We start from the raw sequence: 17,971 nt of genomic DNA, 5'->3' as shown, positions 1-17,971 counted from the left end.
TAAATAAATTAATCTGTTCTTATCTTATTTTAAGTCTGATAGTGGACAATAGTAAATTTTTCTAAATTTAGAATACCATTCATTAAACTAATTGAAATATTTGATGCTATAGATATAAATAAAGTGGCAATGTTGAGTTTTATCTGATTTATAGTTATGATTTATAGCCAGTCTATTATTAGCAATTAAATTTTATTTCTATATTTTTTATTTTTATATAAAAGAGTCTAATGACTCTTTTAATTCTTACCTTTCTCCAAAGAAATACAGTATTTCTTGAAGTCTTATGGCAATCTAGCTGATAATATTATTGTTTCTATAATAATAGTAATGATTGCTAATTTACAAATAAATTAGTAGCAAATATAATGTTTAATATTTTAAAAAATTTTTATCTTCTTTACACTAACAAAACTTATATTTTTTTTCGATACTATACTATAAATAGTTCTTAAAAAGATTGTTATCTGTTTATATTTTAAATCTTATAGGTTTGCGTAAATATTAAATATTAAATATTAAATATTAAATATTATACAGAAAAATTAAGCAGATAAAAATTATGATTAAAGATTTATTTCTCTGCTACTTCAGTAAAATTATTGAAGGTTTTTTTCAAAAATTTAACTAACAGGTTTTCTACTATCAGAGTCAATTTCTGAAGAAAATACATAAATAGGTTTATTTTTTCTTTAATCCTAAAGCTGTCAACTCCGCAAAAAAGACTTATCTGCTTTACAAGATATTCCAGAATCACTTTTTCTCAAGTCAAGATTAAAAAATATTTAATCAAATTAATAAAAACTCGAACGTTAACTTTTAAAACTAAAGGAGATGTAATAAATTACGCTCCTACCAAAATCAAGAATTTATCTGTTCTAGATTTGACTTAAGCTTTCTTTTAAACGGATTATATCCCATCCTTTTTGGTGTAATAAAAACCAAGATTTAATTAAATCAGGACCATGTAATTCACCCATTAAACCGGCTCTGAGAGAGCGCATAATTAAACCCTTTTTGATCTTAAAATCTACGGTAACTTGCCTGATAATCTCCTTTACATTGTCTTCACTTAACTGAGGATAATTAGCTAAATTATCAACCACAGCTTGTATGATATCTTTGACTCCCTCTTTTCGCAATTGTTCTAGAGCTTCATTACTATAACTAAGTGTGTTGCCAAACAATAAACGGCTCTCTTTTATTACATCAGTTAACCTAGTTAAACTGGGGACAATTAGAGCTGCTAACTGTTCTAACCAAGGACGATCACTTTCCAGATTAACTTCATAACCCGCTTCTTTCCAATAGGGGAAAGCTAGCTCAACTAATTCCGAGGCTGGAATTTGATGGAGATATTGACTATTAATCCAATCTAGTTTACCCCAATCAAATTTTGCCCCCGCTTTATTTACCCTTTCTAAACTAAATTCTTTCGCGGCCTCACTTAAAGTAAAAATTTCCTTAGTGGAGTCAGGGGGAGTCCAACCCAAGAGCATTATATAATTGGCGAGAGCATCGGGTAAAAAACCCATTTTACGGAAGTCATCAATAGATGATGCTCCGTCGCGTTTAGACAGTTTTCCTCCCTCCTGATTTAAAATAAGGGGGGTATGAGCAAAATCTGGAACTGTTTTCCCTAACGCTTCATAAAGTAAAATCTGTTTTGCTGTATTGGCAATATGATCTTCTCCCCGAATGACATGGGTAATTTTCATGTCTAAGTCATCAACTACCACAGCTAGATTATATAGGGGTTGTCCAAATGACTCTCCTTCAAGTTGAGGGATGCGAGTAATTGCCATATCCCCACCGAGATCCTTTCCTCTCCAGGTTACTTTATTTCGGATTAAGTCATTCCAGACAATTTCACGGTTATCATCGATAATAAAACGGATAACAGGTTTTTTACCTTCAGATTCAAACTTTTGACATTCTGCTTCAGTGAGATGACGATGACGGTTATCATAGCGAGGAGCTTGATTGTTTGCTTTTTGTTCCTCCCGCATTTTTTCTAATTCTTCAGGAGTACAGTAGCAACGATAAGCAAACCCCTTATCAAGTAAGGTTTGAATTCCTTGACAATAGAGATCAAAGCGTTGGGTTTGCAAAAAGGGACCCTCATCCCAATTTAACCCTAGCCAAGTGAGTCCTGATTTAATATTTTCCGTATATTCTGGTCTTGATCGCTCAAGATCCGTATCTTCAATGCGTAAAATAAATTGCCCCCAGTGATGACGAGCAAATAACCAATTAAAAATAGCTGTCCTTGCAGTTCCAATGTGTAGATTTCCAGTGGGACTTGGTGCAATACGAACTCTGGGTGTCACGACATCTCTCCTAAGCCTGTGTTTGTTACTTTGAACCTAATGCACAGCGTTCTGTTTTGACACTCCCTGTCCTTAGAACGACAGGGACTCTTGCTTATTCTTCTCTTAGCTAGACATAGTTTTTCCAAGTTACACCTCCACCAAACTCTAAATCCACAAGCATTCCAGTCCGACGTAACATTCACTACCCAACAGCAGGATGCATCCTTTTTTGAATGTTTAATAGTTTAAATCACTTCACAATCAAACTAACAATTAATTCTTATTCTACACTGACTGGGCAGAGTTCCTCTATGGAAGAATACGTCTCAGAAGGAGCGGAGCTTCCCAGCTATCGTCGGTTACAAAGTCTTTAAATTAATCTTCTAAAAAAGGACTTTATCGATACTTCATACATATTAACACAACACTATAATAACACACAAAGTCTCCCCGAAAGAACAGAGCTTCAACCCCAAAACATTTGGCAACAGACTTTTAAAAAATACCGCCAAGAATTTAATTTCAAGGAACAATCAAAGTTTCTCCTGTTTTGCCCGTACCCAACCACAGCAGTGATCTAGCTACATCTCTGAGGATTTTTTTGAAGGGTTCAGGAGGGCGATCACACTCAACAGCTATAGGTTTAAGTATAATCCCCCGAGTGCCAAAAACAATCTCCCCAATAAAGCGAGCACGGTTCATATGATTAGCGGAAGTAACTAGATAAACACTATCAATGCCTTGTTTTTTAAAGGTATCTACTAGGGTTGTAAAGTTAGTTACAGTATCCCGTGCCTGGTAATCTAGATAAAGGCGAGCACTGGAAATACCGGCTTCCCTAAAAATCTTTTTAGCATAGCTTTGAGGGCTTCCAGAAGACACCCAAATAGGGAGATCGCGATGTCGACTAGCCAATTGAGCGGCAAAGTGTTCGCGTTCTTCGTGTCCTCCTAAAACAAAGATCGCTTCAGGTTGCACCATATAACTTTGTAATTCTTTACAACCTGCCCACAGACTAATACCTACCAGAGAAATTAGAGGTAACAACCTATACCTCCAACGAGATGAAAGAACTTTTATACGGTGTTTTTTGGGATTAATTTTTAATAACATGAACACAATAATGGAACTATCAAACTAATTGGGATAGCCGTAAAGCATATTTGATGAAATACAAAACTTTTTAAATTTTAGGCAACAGGAAATAAATTAGGGTATACCTCAATCTTCCCATTCCTGAGAAACACTATATTAAAGTCATTAGATCTTTACAAAAATTCACATAAAAGTTAATCATGAGCCATAAACCATCGATGTTTGTGACTCGTATCTGAGCTTAAACCAAAAAATTGAGTGCTCAATTATGGATAACGCTTAGAATAATATTATATTATTCTCTCTATAGTTACTGTTTGATAGAGACTTACTGACAGGTTAACGGGACTGGCCGGATTCGAACCGGCGACCTAGCGCTTCAGATTAGTGTGAGTTTCCTCACTCTCTGGACTATTCCTTCACCCTAGACTTGATGTCCTTAGGTGGTGGCCGTTATGTTGTAGACATGATTAGCCCTATTGTTTTTGTGTCCCTTTGGCGACCTACAACCAGTCTCTGCACCTTCTCTACCAGGGACTTAGAGCTTGGCTCAAGATTACCTTATCTTTAAGAAGACTTAGGCTTCCTTGAATTTGACCACATCCATCTATGGCGTTTCCGTCCATGATGCCCGACACTTCAGGAGGCGCTTGCTCTATCCTACTGAGCCACAGCCCCAAGGGGTAACCCCTTTTAAAATCATATCATTTGATTGAGTATATGAGTTATATAAGATTTAAAAATACTTTTGTTATTCTCAATACCTAAGTCAAAACACAACAAAGTTGACGATTATCTAACTCTGAAATGGTAACCGCCAACAATATAAGACTACAATTTTTGTTTAGACATATCAAGAAGCGAGGTTAACTTCTCTTTTTAACCTCAATTGGGAGAATATTTTTGAGGTAAACAGGTAATAAGTAATCGGTTAATTTTAAAATTGAACATAATAGTCTCAAACGCTTCAATTTTTCTCAAATTAAATCTGATAGATGTTTTTTAGTTGGTCGTTAATCGGTTCGCTCCAATAATTATTACGAAGTAAAATTTTATCAATTAGTTTCACTAACTTTTGTTCGATCTTCTGTTGATAACGAGTAATTACTTGAAGTCCTTATCAATAAAGCTTTTGAAAAGCTTTATTGATCTCATTAAGATTAATATACTTCTTGTAAATTATATTAATTATTAGCTAAGGGTTATTTATTGTGAATCATTTCAAGTTAGGTTCGGAAATCACCCTAAATTTTAATCTTTCTTTATATTGATTTTTACGTCATTATTAGTGAATAGATGCCTAAAGTTTACTTGAAGTTGACTTTTAAAGTGACAATTATAATCTTTACTGAAAGTGGTTGAAGTCACTCTATTTCCCTGAATTAGGGATAAACAGTTTGATAATTGCCATCATCTAAATGAATGAGCTAGTTTAGAGTAAAATCAAAGTCATATCGATTACACATTTGTTGTTTCTTCTAGTGTATTCATGTGCATTTCCTCTATTTTGGGGAAAACACTAAAGTGTAGTGAAAGACTTTGAAGCAGGTTTTAAGGAGCTATAACCTACCAATGCCTACTGCTAATGTCAACTCACAAACGAAACAGCCTATGTACTCGACAAATATGGTGCGGACTTATCTGCATGAAATTGGACGGGTGCCTCTGTTAACCCATGAGCAAGAAATTATATATGGGAAACAAGTACAAAGAATGATGTCTTTGTTGGAAATAAAAGAGCAACTTACTCAAGATGCAGGACAAGAACCAAGTTTTAAAGAGTGGGCAAAAGCTGTCAACCTTAGCCAATCAGACCTAAAAAAAACTATTGACCAAGGAAATCGGGTAAAGCGTAAAATGATTGAAGGCAACTTGCGCCTAGTGGTTGCCATTGCCAAGAAGTATCAGAAGCGCAACATGGAATTTCTCGATCTTATCCAAGAAGGAAGTTTAGGGTTAGCGCGAGGAGTTGAGAAATTTGATCCAACCAAAGGCTATAAGTTCTCTACTTACGCTTATTGGTGGATTCGTCAAGCAATTACTCGAGCAATCGCCCAACAGGCTCGCACTATTCGCCTGCCTATTTATATTACTGAAAAACTCAACAAAATAAAGAAAATCCAACGAGAACTGTCTCAAGAATTAGGTCGCAGTGCTACTCCTACCGAAATTGGTGCAGTTTTAAATCTCGAAGCTTCTAAAATTTGGGAGTATTTAAGTATAGCGTGTCAACCTATTTCTTTAGATGTCAGAGTTGGGGATAATCAAGACACAGAACTTTTAGAACTTCTAGAAGATCGAGGTGTTTCTCCTGACAACTACACTATTCAAGAGTTACTACGTAAAGACTTGAGAGATTTAATGAAGGAGTTAACTCTACAGCAACAGATGATCCTTACTTTGCGCTTCGGATTGGAGGATGGGAAAGAACTATCCCTAACTAAAATTGCTAAAAAGCTCAATATTAGTCGTGAGAGAGTTCTTCAGTTAGAACATCAAGCCTTAGCTTACTTACGTAGAAGTAAAACAAATATCAAGAAATATTTGGCAGCTAGCTAAATCAATTCCTAGTCATTTGATATTCTACAAACATCAGCTTAGATGGGTTAAGGCGGTCGTCTTCTTAACGATCACTTTTTTCTGCAAAGAAAATTATTTAATAAAAATTAATTGTACAGTTAATCAAAATCTTGTCCATTGATTGATCATTTATTAAAACTTAAGAAAAAAGTTCTCCTATTCTAGAAAACTACTGCACAATGAAAATGGTAGTGAGGAAACTTTTTTAGCTAATTAACGTCAGCTCCCAACAGTGTTTTGGGGGGCAGTTAGATAATTGCTTTAAAAATAAGTTGAACCGAGCAGATATGGTGTTTCTATCAATTCTGTTTTTCCAGGGAAAATGGTTTAGTTAAGCATATTTGGATACAACAAGTTCGACAGTATTATCTGATAATGGCACAAAGGATTGTCCCGAATGAGTACTTCCTCCCAGTTTCGATATTAGCTTAAACAAGCATATTTCTTGTAATTGATATTAGTTCATATGTTCAGGGAAATCAAATGTCTTTTGTTCCAACATTCTTATTTTCACTCACACATCTCCGATTGTTATCTATAGCATCTCTGAGTCTACTTATTAGTTCAGGGACAATTAGTGGTAATTTTGTACAGGCAGCTGAAGAAAATTCATCTCATAGTCAAGAAAGTTCATCTGAAGAAGTTTCCTTAACGCGAATTAGTGGTTTAGCTAATGGAGTTTATCTGTATGGACGATCACCAGAACCCGAAACTATGGGACAAGAATATTTAGTCTTTAAAGTTCAAAAAGGGGAAGTTATTGGGGCATTTTATATGCCGAGATCAGAATTTAACTGTTTTTCAGGTAGTTTTGATAGTCGTCAAATAAATCTTTCTATTATCGATCCTCATGATGGCATGAAATACAATTATGCCATCGGTTTACAGGTTGTCTCTCCAGTAGCCACCAACAGCAGACGATCCTCAGAAGTTACGTTAGAGGGATACCATCGTCTTGGTGATCTCAGCGACAACGACCAACGCATCCTAGATGCTTGCTTACCTTCAAATTGACTAAAATTAAAATTCAATCCCTGGTTGATTTCTAATCCCTTGTTTTTAAAAAGGATGTTTAATTAAGGTCATTTACGTCACTAAGTCTGCCCTTTCTATCAAGGGGTGTACCGCCTCCTGTCAGTATAACATGAGCAGTGGACAGTTTAGTTTTTGGGACAGTCCTTTTAAAACCGTATTTACATCGAGATAGCCCAATTGTAAGGCAACATTAATTTCATCGAGTAACACTAATCGATACTTTTTGTTACAAATAAAAGATAACCCTTTTTCCCAGACAACTTGGACATTCTCAATATCTCGTTCTTGATCCTGGGTTTCCCATGTAAATCCTTCCCCCATAGCATAAAATTCTAGTCGGTCCCCCACCGACTTAGTACCTCTTTTTCTGCAAGTTCCCAAGTTCCTTTAATGAATTGGACGACAGCCACTCGGAACCCATGTCCAAGGGGTCTTATAAGCATCCAAAAAGCGGCTGTGGTTTTGTCTTTCCCATTACTGGTATTAACAATAACAAGTCCTTAATTATTGAATTTCACTCATTACCCCAAAATTTTTTACAAGATGAAAACAAAAGTAAAAGTATCATGTTTCCATCTCAGATAATGTAAATTCAAAGAAATTGTAGATTAGCTAAAATTATTAAATAATCTATTTAGAAATTATTTTTCTAAATAGATTATTTACGGAAGATAAAAATTATATAATTTTCTAAAAAACAGAACAGATACTGTAACTGTTCGTGATTATTACTAAATAAGTAAAAATAGTTTAGTTTAAATTAAACTTAAGCAATATTTAAAAATAATTAAATTTATATTTTTAAATAACTTAGAGTCTATAAATAAATGACTTAGAGTCTATAAATAAATTAATATAAGGGTGATTGTGTCTAATAAAAATTAGAAAATTATTTAAATAATATTTAACAAACAAAATAATATTATTTAATAATAATTAGAGTTATATAAAATTAATTTATACAACTCTAATATAGAGATCTAAAGTAATTTTTTTTGACTATTTATTTAAAGATACTCACTTAAAATCTATTTAGTTTTAACTTTTAAAATTTATATTCGTTTACAATCTAATTATTTAAACTCTAACTTCATTGCTGCTAGTTTTCTCTCAAATACTTCAATGCACAATGGGCAAGTTTAGGAAATAAATTTCCCAGAAAACCGACAAAATCTACAGAAATTAAAGGTTTAAGCGATACCAAAGAAGACAAATAGGGCTTAGAATAATGCAGTGAAACATTTAGCCTATGAGGATTTTGGGAATTTACCCAAACTAATATTTCTCTAATTGGCTCCTTAGAAAAATTTCTCATGGCAAAATGTCACTGAAGAAATTTATCCTAAAAACTATCAAATTAAGAACAAAGGGAGATTCTCGTATGAATAAAGGCGAATTGATTGATGCAGTAGCAGATAGAGCCGATGTTACCAAAAAGCAGGCTGAGGCAGTTATCTCGGCCACCATTGAAACCATTATGGAAGCAGTCTCCGGAGATGATAAAGTTACTCTTGTTGGTTTTGGCTCTTTTGAGGCACGCGATCGCAAAGCTCGTGAAGGGCGTAACCCAAAAACGAACGAAAAAATGTTAATTCCTGCGACAAGGGTTCCGGCATTTTCTGCTGGAAAACTATTTAAGGAAAAAGTTGCACCCAAGTCATAAGTGTTATTCCATTAGAATGAAACGGCCTATCCATGGAGGAAACTTAACCTGGGCAGCGAATCAAGCAGGCTGTCCAGTCACTTCTATTATAGATTTTTCTGTTAGTATTAACCCTTTGGGACCTCCCAACAGTGCGATTAACGCTTTTTAGAAAGGAATAACCGCTATTGCCCATTATCCTGCTCGCCATTATCTTCGATTGCGATTAGCCTTAGGACAATTACATAACATCTCACCTGATTGGATTGTTCCTAGTAATGGAGCATCTGAACTATTAACCGGGGCAGTCCGAGAATTAGTTAATCTAAAGCTCACTTACTTAATAGTTCCTGGTTTTTGGGACTATTGGCGCGCTCTACAAGGATTTGGTGCTAAGGTAAAGTCTTGCCCTTTCTCTTGGAAAAGAAAAACCTTTTTTCTGAACTTAGACCCTGTTAACCCCCAATTGAGCGGAGTGATCATCAACAATCCCCATAATCCCACAGGAAAGTTATTTCATAGGGATATTTTATTACCCTTACTGGAAAAATTTGCTTTAGTAGTGGTTTATAAGTCCTTTATGGACTTTTTCCCCCCTCATGAGCAACAAAGCTTAATTCCGATGATGGGCGATTATCCAAATTTAGTGATTATACGATTACTCACCAAATTTGGATAATCGCCCATCCTTATCGTCTCCAACAATGGTAATTATCGCGAGAGGTCTGTTAATAGCTTAGCGGCAGCTGTGGGAGAGGCAGTAATTAATGATCACGAGTTTCAACAGCAAACTTGGTCTTGGTTAGTTGCTAGCAAAAAAAGTTTATTGAAAATATTATCAGACCTTAAAGGATTACAGACGTTCCCCAGTACTGCTAATTTTTTACTAGTGAAAACTTAAGTTCCTAGTTCCCAACTTCAACATAAATTATTACAATAATATCAGATTTTTAGCCGTGATTATCTAAATTTCCCTGGATTAGGCGACAGCTATTTTCGGGTAGCAGTGAGAACCAACTTTTAATAAAGGACTTGGCTGATGTGCAATCAACTTGAACAAAATACGGTGGGGACAGCCAAGTAAACTTTAAGAAACAGAGAATTAACGATTTAAAAATAAAGGTTTGCAGTAAGGTCAAAAAAATGTTAAATTTGTTATACAAAATAAGCTCACTATTCCTAATCCTAACCATAAAAGAAAACAGATCTGAGTTAATTTTAAAGCTTGATAGATAATTGTTGGGGTAATTGGGTGTAGGAAATCTCCTAATAATGGCTTGGCTTGTGTTTTAATTTGCGTTGGTAAGTATTGGTATCCCCTAATTGAACTCCTAAAATAGGATAGCTGCGTAAACAGATTCACTCCAACCAGAATTTGGACTGGGATCGTGCGGAGTATTACGACGACAAATTGATAATATAGCTAGGGGTCTTCCTGATATTAAGGCTAAGGTTAATACGGTCAAACGACAAGGAAACCAAGTTAAATAATCCTCCAACTTTGCACTAAACTATCCTAAATCTTGAAAGGTATCTTTTTTATAACCAATCATTGAATCAAGGGTCCTCACCGCTTCGCTTTATAACCCAATGCAAAAGGAAGCAACCCAATTTTTGGAAAAAATGCCCCAACAATTGCATAAAACAACGTGCTTGTTACCCCATCGACAGCATTTTCTAAAACTGTTTCTAAAATAGCGCGTAAGATTTCTTCTGAGAGATTATCTGTATCCCTTTCTATCTATTGACCAAGTTGAGCCCTCGCAACTATAATATTTCCTTCAACTAAAGAAGAAAGAACTGCTTTGGTTGCAAACCATAAACTTCGGGCTGCAAAACAACTTGCTAAAAGAATATTTTGTACTACAATTACTAACAAGAAATGAATATTTTTAGCTAGATGAACGATTATCTAACTAGTAGTTTCACTACAAAGAATTATCTCTAACTCTAGTAGAATTACTCACCAGCGACGTTGCCATTTTCTTTGACAAATGATGATTACAACTTTACTTAACCTTGAGATAGCACATCCTATCCCTTGTACAGGATGTCACCACTCTTTAGGCTCGCTTATTCTATAATCAATTACGGCAGCTATCCCTAAAATAATTGCTTCTAGATTTGTCTTCATAATCTGATCATTTTCTAGCTTAAGTTATTTTTTGGTGAGGTTATTAAAGTTTATAATTTTATTTACATTTGTTTCTTAATTATCCTTATTAAACTGTTCACAGTAATTTAATTTATTAAAAACCTTTTTTTCTAAAAAATTTTAGCAATCTTGATTATGAGTCAAATGCTATTTAACATCAATGCGTAAGCTTATAGTACAAAAATTAAAGCAAGTTTCATAGTAACTTAATTAGTTTTTAACTATTAAATATTAATCTTTTACACCACAAAACTTGTGGCTTCTCCTTGAGAAGCCTGCCAACTGCGAGCATCATAATAAAGATCAGCAAGAGTAATCTTGTAAAGTGCCTCTTTAAGTTTCTCATGAAGCCGCTTCCATAAACTAAATGCAACCCAATCTGATCCTTGCGTAAGATCGGGCTGATAACCTGACAAAGGTTGGTTTTTTTCTTCAACTGCATCCAGAATTTGTCCTAGGGAAATTTGATTAGGTTGACATGCTAATTGATAGCCTCCTTGAGGACCACGCACTGACTTAACTAACCCAGAATGACGCATTTCAATCAGTAATTTTTCTAAGTAAGGAGCCGGTAAATTTTGTCGTCTTGCTATCGCTTTTACTGAAGTTGGACCATAGTTCGGCTGTAAGCTAAGATCCAGCAGGGCTTTAACGCTATAATGACTGCGAGTTGTTAACTTCATTTGGTTAGTTTGTTCCCTTAGTTTTAAGTAGACTGTAAGGCACTGTTAAAGGGTTCGTTGTTGATTTTATAACACGTTCTTCTCAACAAAAACCCTGAGACTCAAATATTTGTAAATTCTGTAGATGATTCTTCTTTAAAGAGCAAGAGCAATAGATTATTATTGATCTGGTCATATGGTAGATAAAGTTTACTTGTTGTGTGTAAAATGAAAGGGGAGATAGTTAGCAATCGTGGCACTTTTTGAGTTGCTCGATGTCATATTATATTTCTAATCTGTCAACCATATTATTCATTTAGTTACTGTTTAAGTTGATGAGTCAAGATACACCCCTGACCGGTACAGCATTAGTCGAAAAAGTTAAAGAGCTAGGTAACCTCGGTAAAGAAGAAAAAGCTAGAGCTTGTGGCTACTATACCCAGACTAAAAATGGTATAGAACGAGTCAACATGATGAAATTTCTTAACGCCTTAATTGATGCGGAAGGAATTGAATTAGATAGCTCTTCGGAAGGGCAGGGAAGAGGCGGCCGTTCGGCTAGTTATAGAATTAGTGTGCAATCAAATGGTAACCTTTTGATTGGTTCAGCTTACACAAAAAAAATGGGTCTACAACCAGGGGACGAATTTGAAATTACCCTAGGGCGGAAGCACATCCATCTCAGACAACTTGGTGAACTTGATGATTATGAAGAATAAAACTAATGTTAGTTCATCCAGTTTTCCTAGACTTAACAAAATAAAAAAATAGCGTCGTTTAGAGGCTAGACTAAACAACGCTTACTACTTCAATCAAGGTAACGACATCAAACCACGGCTTGCAGTTCTCGGAAGGACAGCAAGCCCCTTATTATTATTTTATTAGTAAATGAGTCACTTCGTCTCGTTTCAAAAAAAAGATCATTATTAAATATATCTAAAGAATTTGAACAAACAGTCGATTCAAGCCCTTAGCAACTTAGAGGGTATTTAAGAATCCGTATAATCTCTTCATTTATGGTTTCTACTTTAGGATAGCAGACTGCTAATTATCTGATATCTAGGCTAATTTCGGCGAGCCATTTTTCAATTTATAGTGATCGCTAAGAGCATACATCCTACAAAAGTTAATCCTAAAATAAACAGAACAAAAATTTCTCCGGCTGACAAAGAACGATTACTTGAATCAAAAGAAGTTGAATTTGGACATGGGGAAGTTCCCCAAACCTTTTTTTGGGGACAATCGTCAAAAGTTTGAATCACATTCCGACGAGAATAGCCAATTTTAAGATCGTAGAGTGAGCGCCCTTCAGGATTACTTAGAGTTCCATAGGCTTCATTAAGCTTTTGGAATTGCTTTGTAGCTGTCTCTAAAGGTAAGTCCGTGGTATCGGGATGGTAAAGTTTACTCAGCTCCCGATAAGCCCTTCGAATTTCGACGGCGGAAGCGGACGGATGAAGCCCTAAAATGGCGTAGTAGCTATTGGCAAACTTTGTCTGTATGGGAATTTTTCGATAGGTTGATTGTGCTGTAGTTGGCTGCTGAGTCACAAGATTTCTTATAATATTTTTCGTGACTTTATTTTAACTAAACTTAAAAGCGAAGGGTTTCAATACCATGACGTTTATCAAAACTAATAGAAAATTGCTGGCGAAAAAATTCAGATTAAAATTTGTCTTATCCTTGTCATAGCTATGGGAGTAGTTTTAATAACCAGAGGAACCTCCACAGTTTTGGCAAATATCGATGATGATATTCTTGGTGGCAATATTTGTGTTGTCTATGGGAGAAATGGTTCTCTGGTTTCAACGAAATTAAGCTTAACTGATAGTTTTAAACAGCAAATGCCAACGGCTTTAATTTTTTGTCTTGGTAAGAGTCAAGATTGTAAGCAATTTGTTATTATTGTTTCTTGAGTGCAGTGATTTTATAACAGAGCTGGTGACATTTTACCTACTCAATGTCGATTCCATTCTTCCTAAAGTGACTTTTCTCCTGAAGAACCAGGGTTCTATTATAATGGCGTAATTCCTCAAACTGTGATTATCAAGCAACAACGAGTATTGTCTTTGATAATTAAGTACAGATTTCATATAAAGCCATTTATGATATGTTACGAGAGATTTTTGATTTATTGCCTTGTTCTGAGTCATCATAATTGAAACGATGGACTTTTGATGATAATGAGTTAAATGCCAAATTAGTAGAACTATAAATTTTACTAAGAGGTCAATTTTATTGACCTCTTAGTAGATTGTTTATTTCCCATTAGGAATTTGAGCCAGCCATAAGATCTCTACGCCGCACTTTGCCAATGCATTTAGGTAATGTTTTAATATCGACAACTTCCAGAGTCTTCATATCATAGGTCGTATAGTTAATAGTTTGAGAATTTAGATAAATATCAACTACTGTTAAGGTTTTGCTGGGAATGATATTACTGTTTAGTAGCTTCCTGGGACCTGCTCCCAACACACCGATATGAAGTAATTCTAATCGGCCTTTTTTTCCTGGATAATAGGCGTGATGATGTCCACTAATATAAATATGCACTCTATATTGTTCTAACACTGATTGTAATGTTTCTCCATTACTTAAAAAATTTCCTACGTCATTTCGTCCTACAGCTATAGGATAAAGAGGAAGATGACCAATAACCAGTCTCAATCTAGCTTTTTGTGCGATGGAACTTGCTAAATTCTTTTTAATCCAGGTTAACTGCTCAGAGGAGATAATATGGGTAGAAGCATCCAAAACTAGATAGAAAACATTATTTTGAATAAAACTATAATAAAAAGGAAAATTAACTTGATCAATAAAGTCTAATCCCGGATTAGAGGTCGGTTGATTCCAATAATTTGAGGCTAATTCTCTTTCAGATGCAAAAGTATATTTTCCTTGATAAATTGCTCCTGATCCATCATGGTTGCCGATGGTAAACCCGAAGGGAATATTAAAATGACGTAAAGGATTACTGATATTAGCATCAAAAGCTGACCACATGGCTTGAATTTGGGTTTTAGTAAGAGATTTTTTTTGTCCAGCAATCATATCCCCCCCACACAATACTAAGTTAGGTTTCCATCCTGGAATAAGGGTGATTGCTTGTTTAACTTCTGATTCATAAGTAGTAGACCCATATTGACTATTAAGATCGCTAATGACAATAATTCTAGTATCTCCTCGTATAGGAGCAAATAATCCTGGAGGGGCAACGGCTACAGGGTAAGAAATCGAGGTCTCTTTGTATTTTTGAATGGGGGTAGATAGGAGTTGAGAGTTTATATTCTCACTTCTTAATCCTGGATGGGTTGAATAAGCAATTCTTAACCCACATAAACCTCCACTAGTAATTAAAAATTTACGACGATTTAAATTCATTTTTTTATTCTGACAAAATGCCAATAACTATTGATTATCAACTTAATATCATATTTCTTTTTTTGTTAAAAAAATAAATAAGATGATATTCATAAAGTCAATGTCAAGAACAATGGAATTATTATAACTGGTGGATAATAGTGATTTGTGATATCAATCGTTATAAGCAGAAAGTTAAATTGTATAAACGGAAGACAAAAAATCTCTTAATTTAGCAAAGGTGAAAAAAAAATAAAAAACTTTTAACCATATCAGATTTTCCAATATTTATCAAAAAGCTTATTAAATAATTTATAGTAAATAATTATTATATTTCCAATAATATCTAAAATTAGTAAAGTAAGAGATAATAAAAATATAAACCCCCTTTAGGAAAGGTAATAAAAGACTTAAGTACAAAAAAAATTATACCAGATTAAATATCTTTTCTTTAACAATCAACAATGTTAACTTTAATAAATAAGTTTCTATGGCTAGAAGGATATGATGCAACGAATTTATTTTCCCGGATTGACAGGCCAAATAATGACGTAGTAGGAGGATATATTTACTTTATACAAAAATATTAAAATAAACAATAAACTAAACAATAAACTATTTAATTAGTTAGCCTTAAAAAAATAGTATTTTTTCTAGATATTAAAAATAATATATAGTTGTTTCTAAGTAAACATTTAATTAGAATATAAAAAATAAGTAAGTAGATTAATTTAAATTAATTTACTTTTAAAAAGATTGATTATTAGATATAAATCTACCTAAAAAGTCAGACAACATGATAGTAAATAAACTTGTATTTAATATTTTCTTAGGGTAACAATAAGAGTATAAATATTATCTTTAATACAAGAAAATAGAAGTTTAAATAAATTTAATGACCGGTCAATTCATCATTTTCATCATTTCATACAAATTTCAAAAGAATTTCAGATAAAGCAGGTAGGTCATAAAAAGATTATAAAATTAACTAATAAGTAAAATAAAGATCACTAAATACAATAGAAATATATGAACTTAATAAAAGATTAACTACTCTAAATAAAAATATTTAAATAAAGAGAAAAACAAGAGAATAGATACTGTAATTATCATTTGCAATGATTTAATGAATATTAATTATTTATTTAAAATAAAAGCAAAACAATTGAAATAATAATTATACTTATTTTTTGTTTCAATTTATAGTTCAGAAATAAATTTTATAGAAAAATATTGAAATAAAGTAAAAATTTATGCGATTTTTAAAAAAATTTTGAATATAAATATGATTTAGGGTTTTTAAAAAAAGCTGTTTATTCAGAGGCTAGAGTTGTAGATTTTTTTGAGATAAAAAAAGAGAATAATATTGATTAGTTTTTAATCTTTTAGAAGCTGAAATAAATAAAAAAATAGTATATACGCCACGTACTGTTGAATAGTACTGCTAAATATATACTAAAATACTGAAATTTATTGTCATAATTTGACAATTCTAATTTTGTAGAAGTTTTTTGAACGTGCCCTCAAACTTAGATGAACTCATAGCTAAAAATAAAAATAGAATTTATATACAGTTCTATAGTTGCTTAACTATCTATATTTTTTAAAAAATTAGTAGAAAATTATTAGTCTTTAGGTAATCAATTATTAAATTTATTACCTAAAAATTTACAAGTATTTATGAATAAAAAACTAGTTATACTCATTGGCTTAAAAAGTTGTATTTATCATAGTAATCCTGAACCATCTATGGAGGCTCTCCCTTGCAATGTATAATCATATATACATGATTTAATATTTTTACATTATAAGTGGTAATTAATTGTAATCTAACCTAAATTACAGCTTAGTTTTTATTTTTAAAAAATTTTATAAACAATAAAACGTTTACTTTAAACGTACTGATCTTAAAATACTAATAAGTAACCACATTACTAATAAACTTGCTACGGCAAACAAAGCCACACTAATTAGATATAATTGTTGAGTTTTGGAATTATTATAAATAATAGCAACTACTACAATTAATGAACTTAAAACGATACTACAAGATAGACGATTAGCAGAAGTATCAACACTACAGCCTAGAAGATTTAATTCTTTTATGCGCAAATTCCATTGTAAAGTTTCTGAGGATAAACGATTTAATAATATCTCGATTTGCCGAGGAGTTTTTAAATAAATAGATTTTATATCAAAGCTCTAAATAGTAAGGTTGTTATCTCTTGTTTTCTCTTCTTAAGAGATTTCTGACTAGGAGTGATACTGAAATTTACATTAAGAATTGGTTGACCATTTAACCATTCCAGAACTAGAATTTTTTTCATGCTAACTTCCCAATATACTTGAGGAACGACTAAATATTTAGTTTAGTATCGAATCAGCTACTCGTTGCTAAATTTCGGCTGATGTACTCGGTATAGTGTCCCTCTTGGGTAAAATTTAATTCTGACTTAATAGCTCGAGCAAACTCGTCTATTAATTTAACAATGTCATAATTTTGTTTAAACTCCGTGAAAGAAACTAACTAAGTAATTCCTTCAATTAAAGCAATATCTTCGGCAACAATTATATCAATTCCTGTCCGTTGGATTTCAATTGCCACTTCGGTTCCATTGATTAAAGTGTCCCGATAAATTTGAGCAATAGAACCGGCTGCAATTGGTTCATGATTAATGGTTTGAAATATATTCTCTAAAAGTTTTTGTAATTCTTGGAAAAGTATTTCTTCGATTTTAGACCAACACACAGGAGGAACATTAGCTTGTAGAGCAGTTAACACTCTAATATAACTAGGAGAAAGAATATCAGGACAAGTACTAATAATTTGTCCTTATTTTAGATAAAATGGACCAAATTCTACTAAAATATTTCGTAAAACCTCTGGTGGGGGAACTTGAGGTTTATCAACTTTTCCTAATGTCAATAGCCCTCGTATATAGTGCCAGCTATTACCGATAACTATTTCGATAATTTCCCGTTGACGTACACTAGTTTTAGTAAAAGAAAACACTAAGGCTCTTCTCGACTTGCTGTGATAACACTACAATAAGCCAAAATCGAAGGTTTTTGGGAGTATCAGAGCATAGTTCAGAATAGGAATTTTAGAAGTCGTTAGTTATAAACTAAT

At 33.3% G+C, this 17,971-nt stretch carries 13 protein-coding genes and 4 pseudogenes; 7 read left to right on the top strand and 10 right to left on the bottom strand.

The window, feature by feature from the left end; genetic code table 11:
• Positions 1-878 precede the first annotated feature (878 nt).
• The 4 genes and pseudogenes from gltX to ETSB_RS10855 all read right to left on the bottom strand — a co-directional run.
• Positions 879-2,330, bottom strand: a complete 1,452-nt coding sequence (gene gltX / locus ETSB_RS03680) for a glutamate--tRNA ligase (RefSeq protein ID WP_044106357.1) — start codon at positions 2,328-2,330, stop codon at positions 879-881.
• 504 nt (positions 2,331-2,834) lie between these two features.
• Entirely contained in the window at positions 2,835-3,425 is a 591-nt protein-coding gene (locus ETSB_RS03675; protein ID WP_044106356.1) for a YdcF family protein, read from the bottom strand.
• Between the two features lie 509 nt (positions 3,426-3,934).
• Complete coding sequence (locus tag ETSB_RS09895) at positions 3,935-4,087, bottom strand: hypothetical protein (protein WP_171816395.1); 153 nt, start codon at positions 4,085-4,087, stop codon at positions 3,935-3,937.
• A 305-nt stretch (positions 4,088-4,392) separates the two neighbouring features.
• Positions 4,393-4,524 (bottom strand): annotated as a pseudogene (locus ETSB_RS10855) (transposase); the annotation flags it as partial.
• A gap of 455 nt (positions 4,525-4,979) precedes the next feature.
• On the opposite strand from ETSB_RS10855, the gene ETSB_RS03670 reads away from it, so the two are divergent.
• Positions 4,980-5,966, top strand: coding sequence for an RNA polymerase sigma factor, RpoD/SigA family (locus ETSB_RS03670; protein ID WP_044106355.1), 987 nt, complete (start codon positions 4,980-4,982; stop codon positions 5,964-5,966).
• 504 nt (positions 5,967-6,470) lie between these two features.
• The gene (locus ETSB_RS03665) at positions 6,471-7,001 is read left to right on the top strand and encodes a hypothetical protein (RefSeq protein ID WP_044106354.1); all 531 of its coding nucleotides are present in this window, start codon (positions 6,471-6,473) and stop codon (positions 6,999-7,001) included.
• 45 nt (positions 7,002-7,046) lie between these two features.
• On the opposite strand, the pseudogene cobO reads toward ETSB_RS03665, so the two are convergent.
• A pseudogene (gene cobO, locus ETSB_RS09195) lies at positions 7,047-7,522 on the bottom strand (cob(I)yrinic acid a,c-diamide adenosyltransferase); the annotation flags it as partial.
• Between the two features lie 881 nt (positions 7,523-8,403).
• Between cobO and ETSB_RS03655 the strand changes: the two are divergent.
• Genes ETSB_RS03655 through ETSB_RS10620 form a run of 3 tightly spaced genes read left to right on the top strand, consistent with a single transcriptional unit; the run spans position 8,404 to position 9,343 of the window.
• A complete protein-coding gene (locus ETSB_RS03655; protein ID WP_044106353.1) occupies positions 8,404-8,685 on the top strand; it encodes an HU family DNA-binding protein in 282 nt (93 codons plus the stop codon).
• 16 nt (positions 8,686-8,701) lie between these two features.
• A complete protein-coding gene (locus ETSB_RS10625) occupies positions 8,702-8,836 on the top strand; it encodes a hypothetical protein (protein ID WP_332403778.1) in 135 nt (44 codons plus the stop codon).
• Positions 8,837-8,842: 6 nt separating this feature from the next.
• On the top strand, positions 8,843-9,343 hold the full coding sequence (locus tag ETSB_RS10620) for an aminotransferase class I/II-fold pyridoxal phosphate-dependent enzyme (RefSeq protein WP_408643878.1): 501 nt from the start codon (positions 8,843-8,845) through the stop codon (positions 9,341-9,343).
• A gap of 456 nt (positions 9,344-9,799) precedes the next feature.
• Here the strand turns inward: ETSB_RS10620 and cbiB are convergent.
• Positions 9,800-10,798: pseudogene (cbiB, locus tag ETSB_RS03645) on the bottom strand (adenosylcobinamide-phosphate synthase CbiB).
• A 260-nt stretch (positions 10,799-11,058) separates the two neighbouring features.
• Entirely contained in the window at positions 11,059-11,502 is a 444-nt protein-coding gene (locus tag ETSB_RS03640; RefSeq protein ID WP_044106352.1) for an Rrf2 family transcriptional regulator, read from the bottom strand.
• 314 nt (positions 11,503-11,816) lie between these two features.
• Between ETSB_RS03640 and ETSB_RS03635 the strand changes: the two genes are divergently transcribed.
• Positions 11,817-12,200 carry an AbrB family transcriptional regulator gene (locus ETSB_RS03635; RefSeq protein ID WP_044106349.1) on the top strand — a complete coding sequence of 128 codons (384 nt, stop codon included), beginning with the start codon at positions 11,817-11,819 and terminating at the stop codon, positions 12,198-12,200.
• 366 nt (positions 12,201-12,566) lie between these two features.
• On the opposite strand, the gene ETSB_RS03630 is transcribed toward ETSB_RS03635, so the two are convergent.
• Positions 12,567-13,031, bottom strand: coding sequence for a J domain-containing protein (locus ETSB_RS03630; RefSeq protein WP_044106348.1), 465 nt, complete (start codon positions 13,029-13,031; stop codon positions 12,567-12,569).
• Positions 13,032-13,214: 183 nt separating this feature from the next.
• Here ETSB_RS03630 and ETSB_RS10275 point away from each other — a divergent pair, with 183 nt between their 5' ends.
• Entirely contained in the window at positions 13,215-13,397 is a 183-nt protein-coding gene (locus ETSB_RS10275) for a hypothetical protein (protein WP_232509861.1), read from the top strand.
• Positions 13,398-13,749: 352 nt separating this feature from the next.
• On the opposite strand, the gene ETSB_RS03620 is transcribed toward ETSB_RS10275, so the two are convergent.
• Positions 13,750-14,862 carry a metallophosphoesterase family protein gene (locus ETSB_RS03620; protein WP_044106347.1) on the bottom strand — a complete coding sequence of 371 codons (1,113 nt, stop codon included), beginning with the start codon at positions 14,860-14,862 and terminating at the stop codon, positions 13,750-13,752.
• A gap of 1,866 nt (positions 14,863-16,728) precedes the next feature.
• Positions 16,729-17,854 (bottom strand): annotated as a pseudogene (locus tag ETSB_RS09000) (ABC1 kinase family protein).
• Positions 17,855-17,971: the final 117 nt, after the last annotated feature.

Origin of the sequence: cyanobacterium endosymbiont of Epithemia turgida isolate EtSB Lake Yunoko (assembly GCF_000829235.1) — a bacterium.
Lineage (GTDB): Bacteria > Cyanobacteriota > Cyanobacteriia > Cyanobacteriales > Microcystaceae > Rippkaea.
The sequence above is the reverse complement of the archived record's forward strand: the minus strand, read 5'-3'. Positions and strand labels throughout refer to the sequence as shown.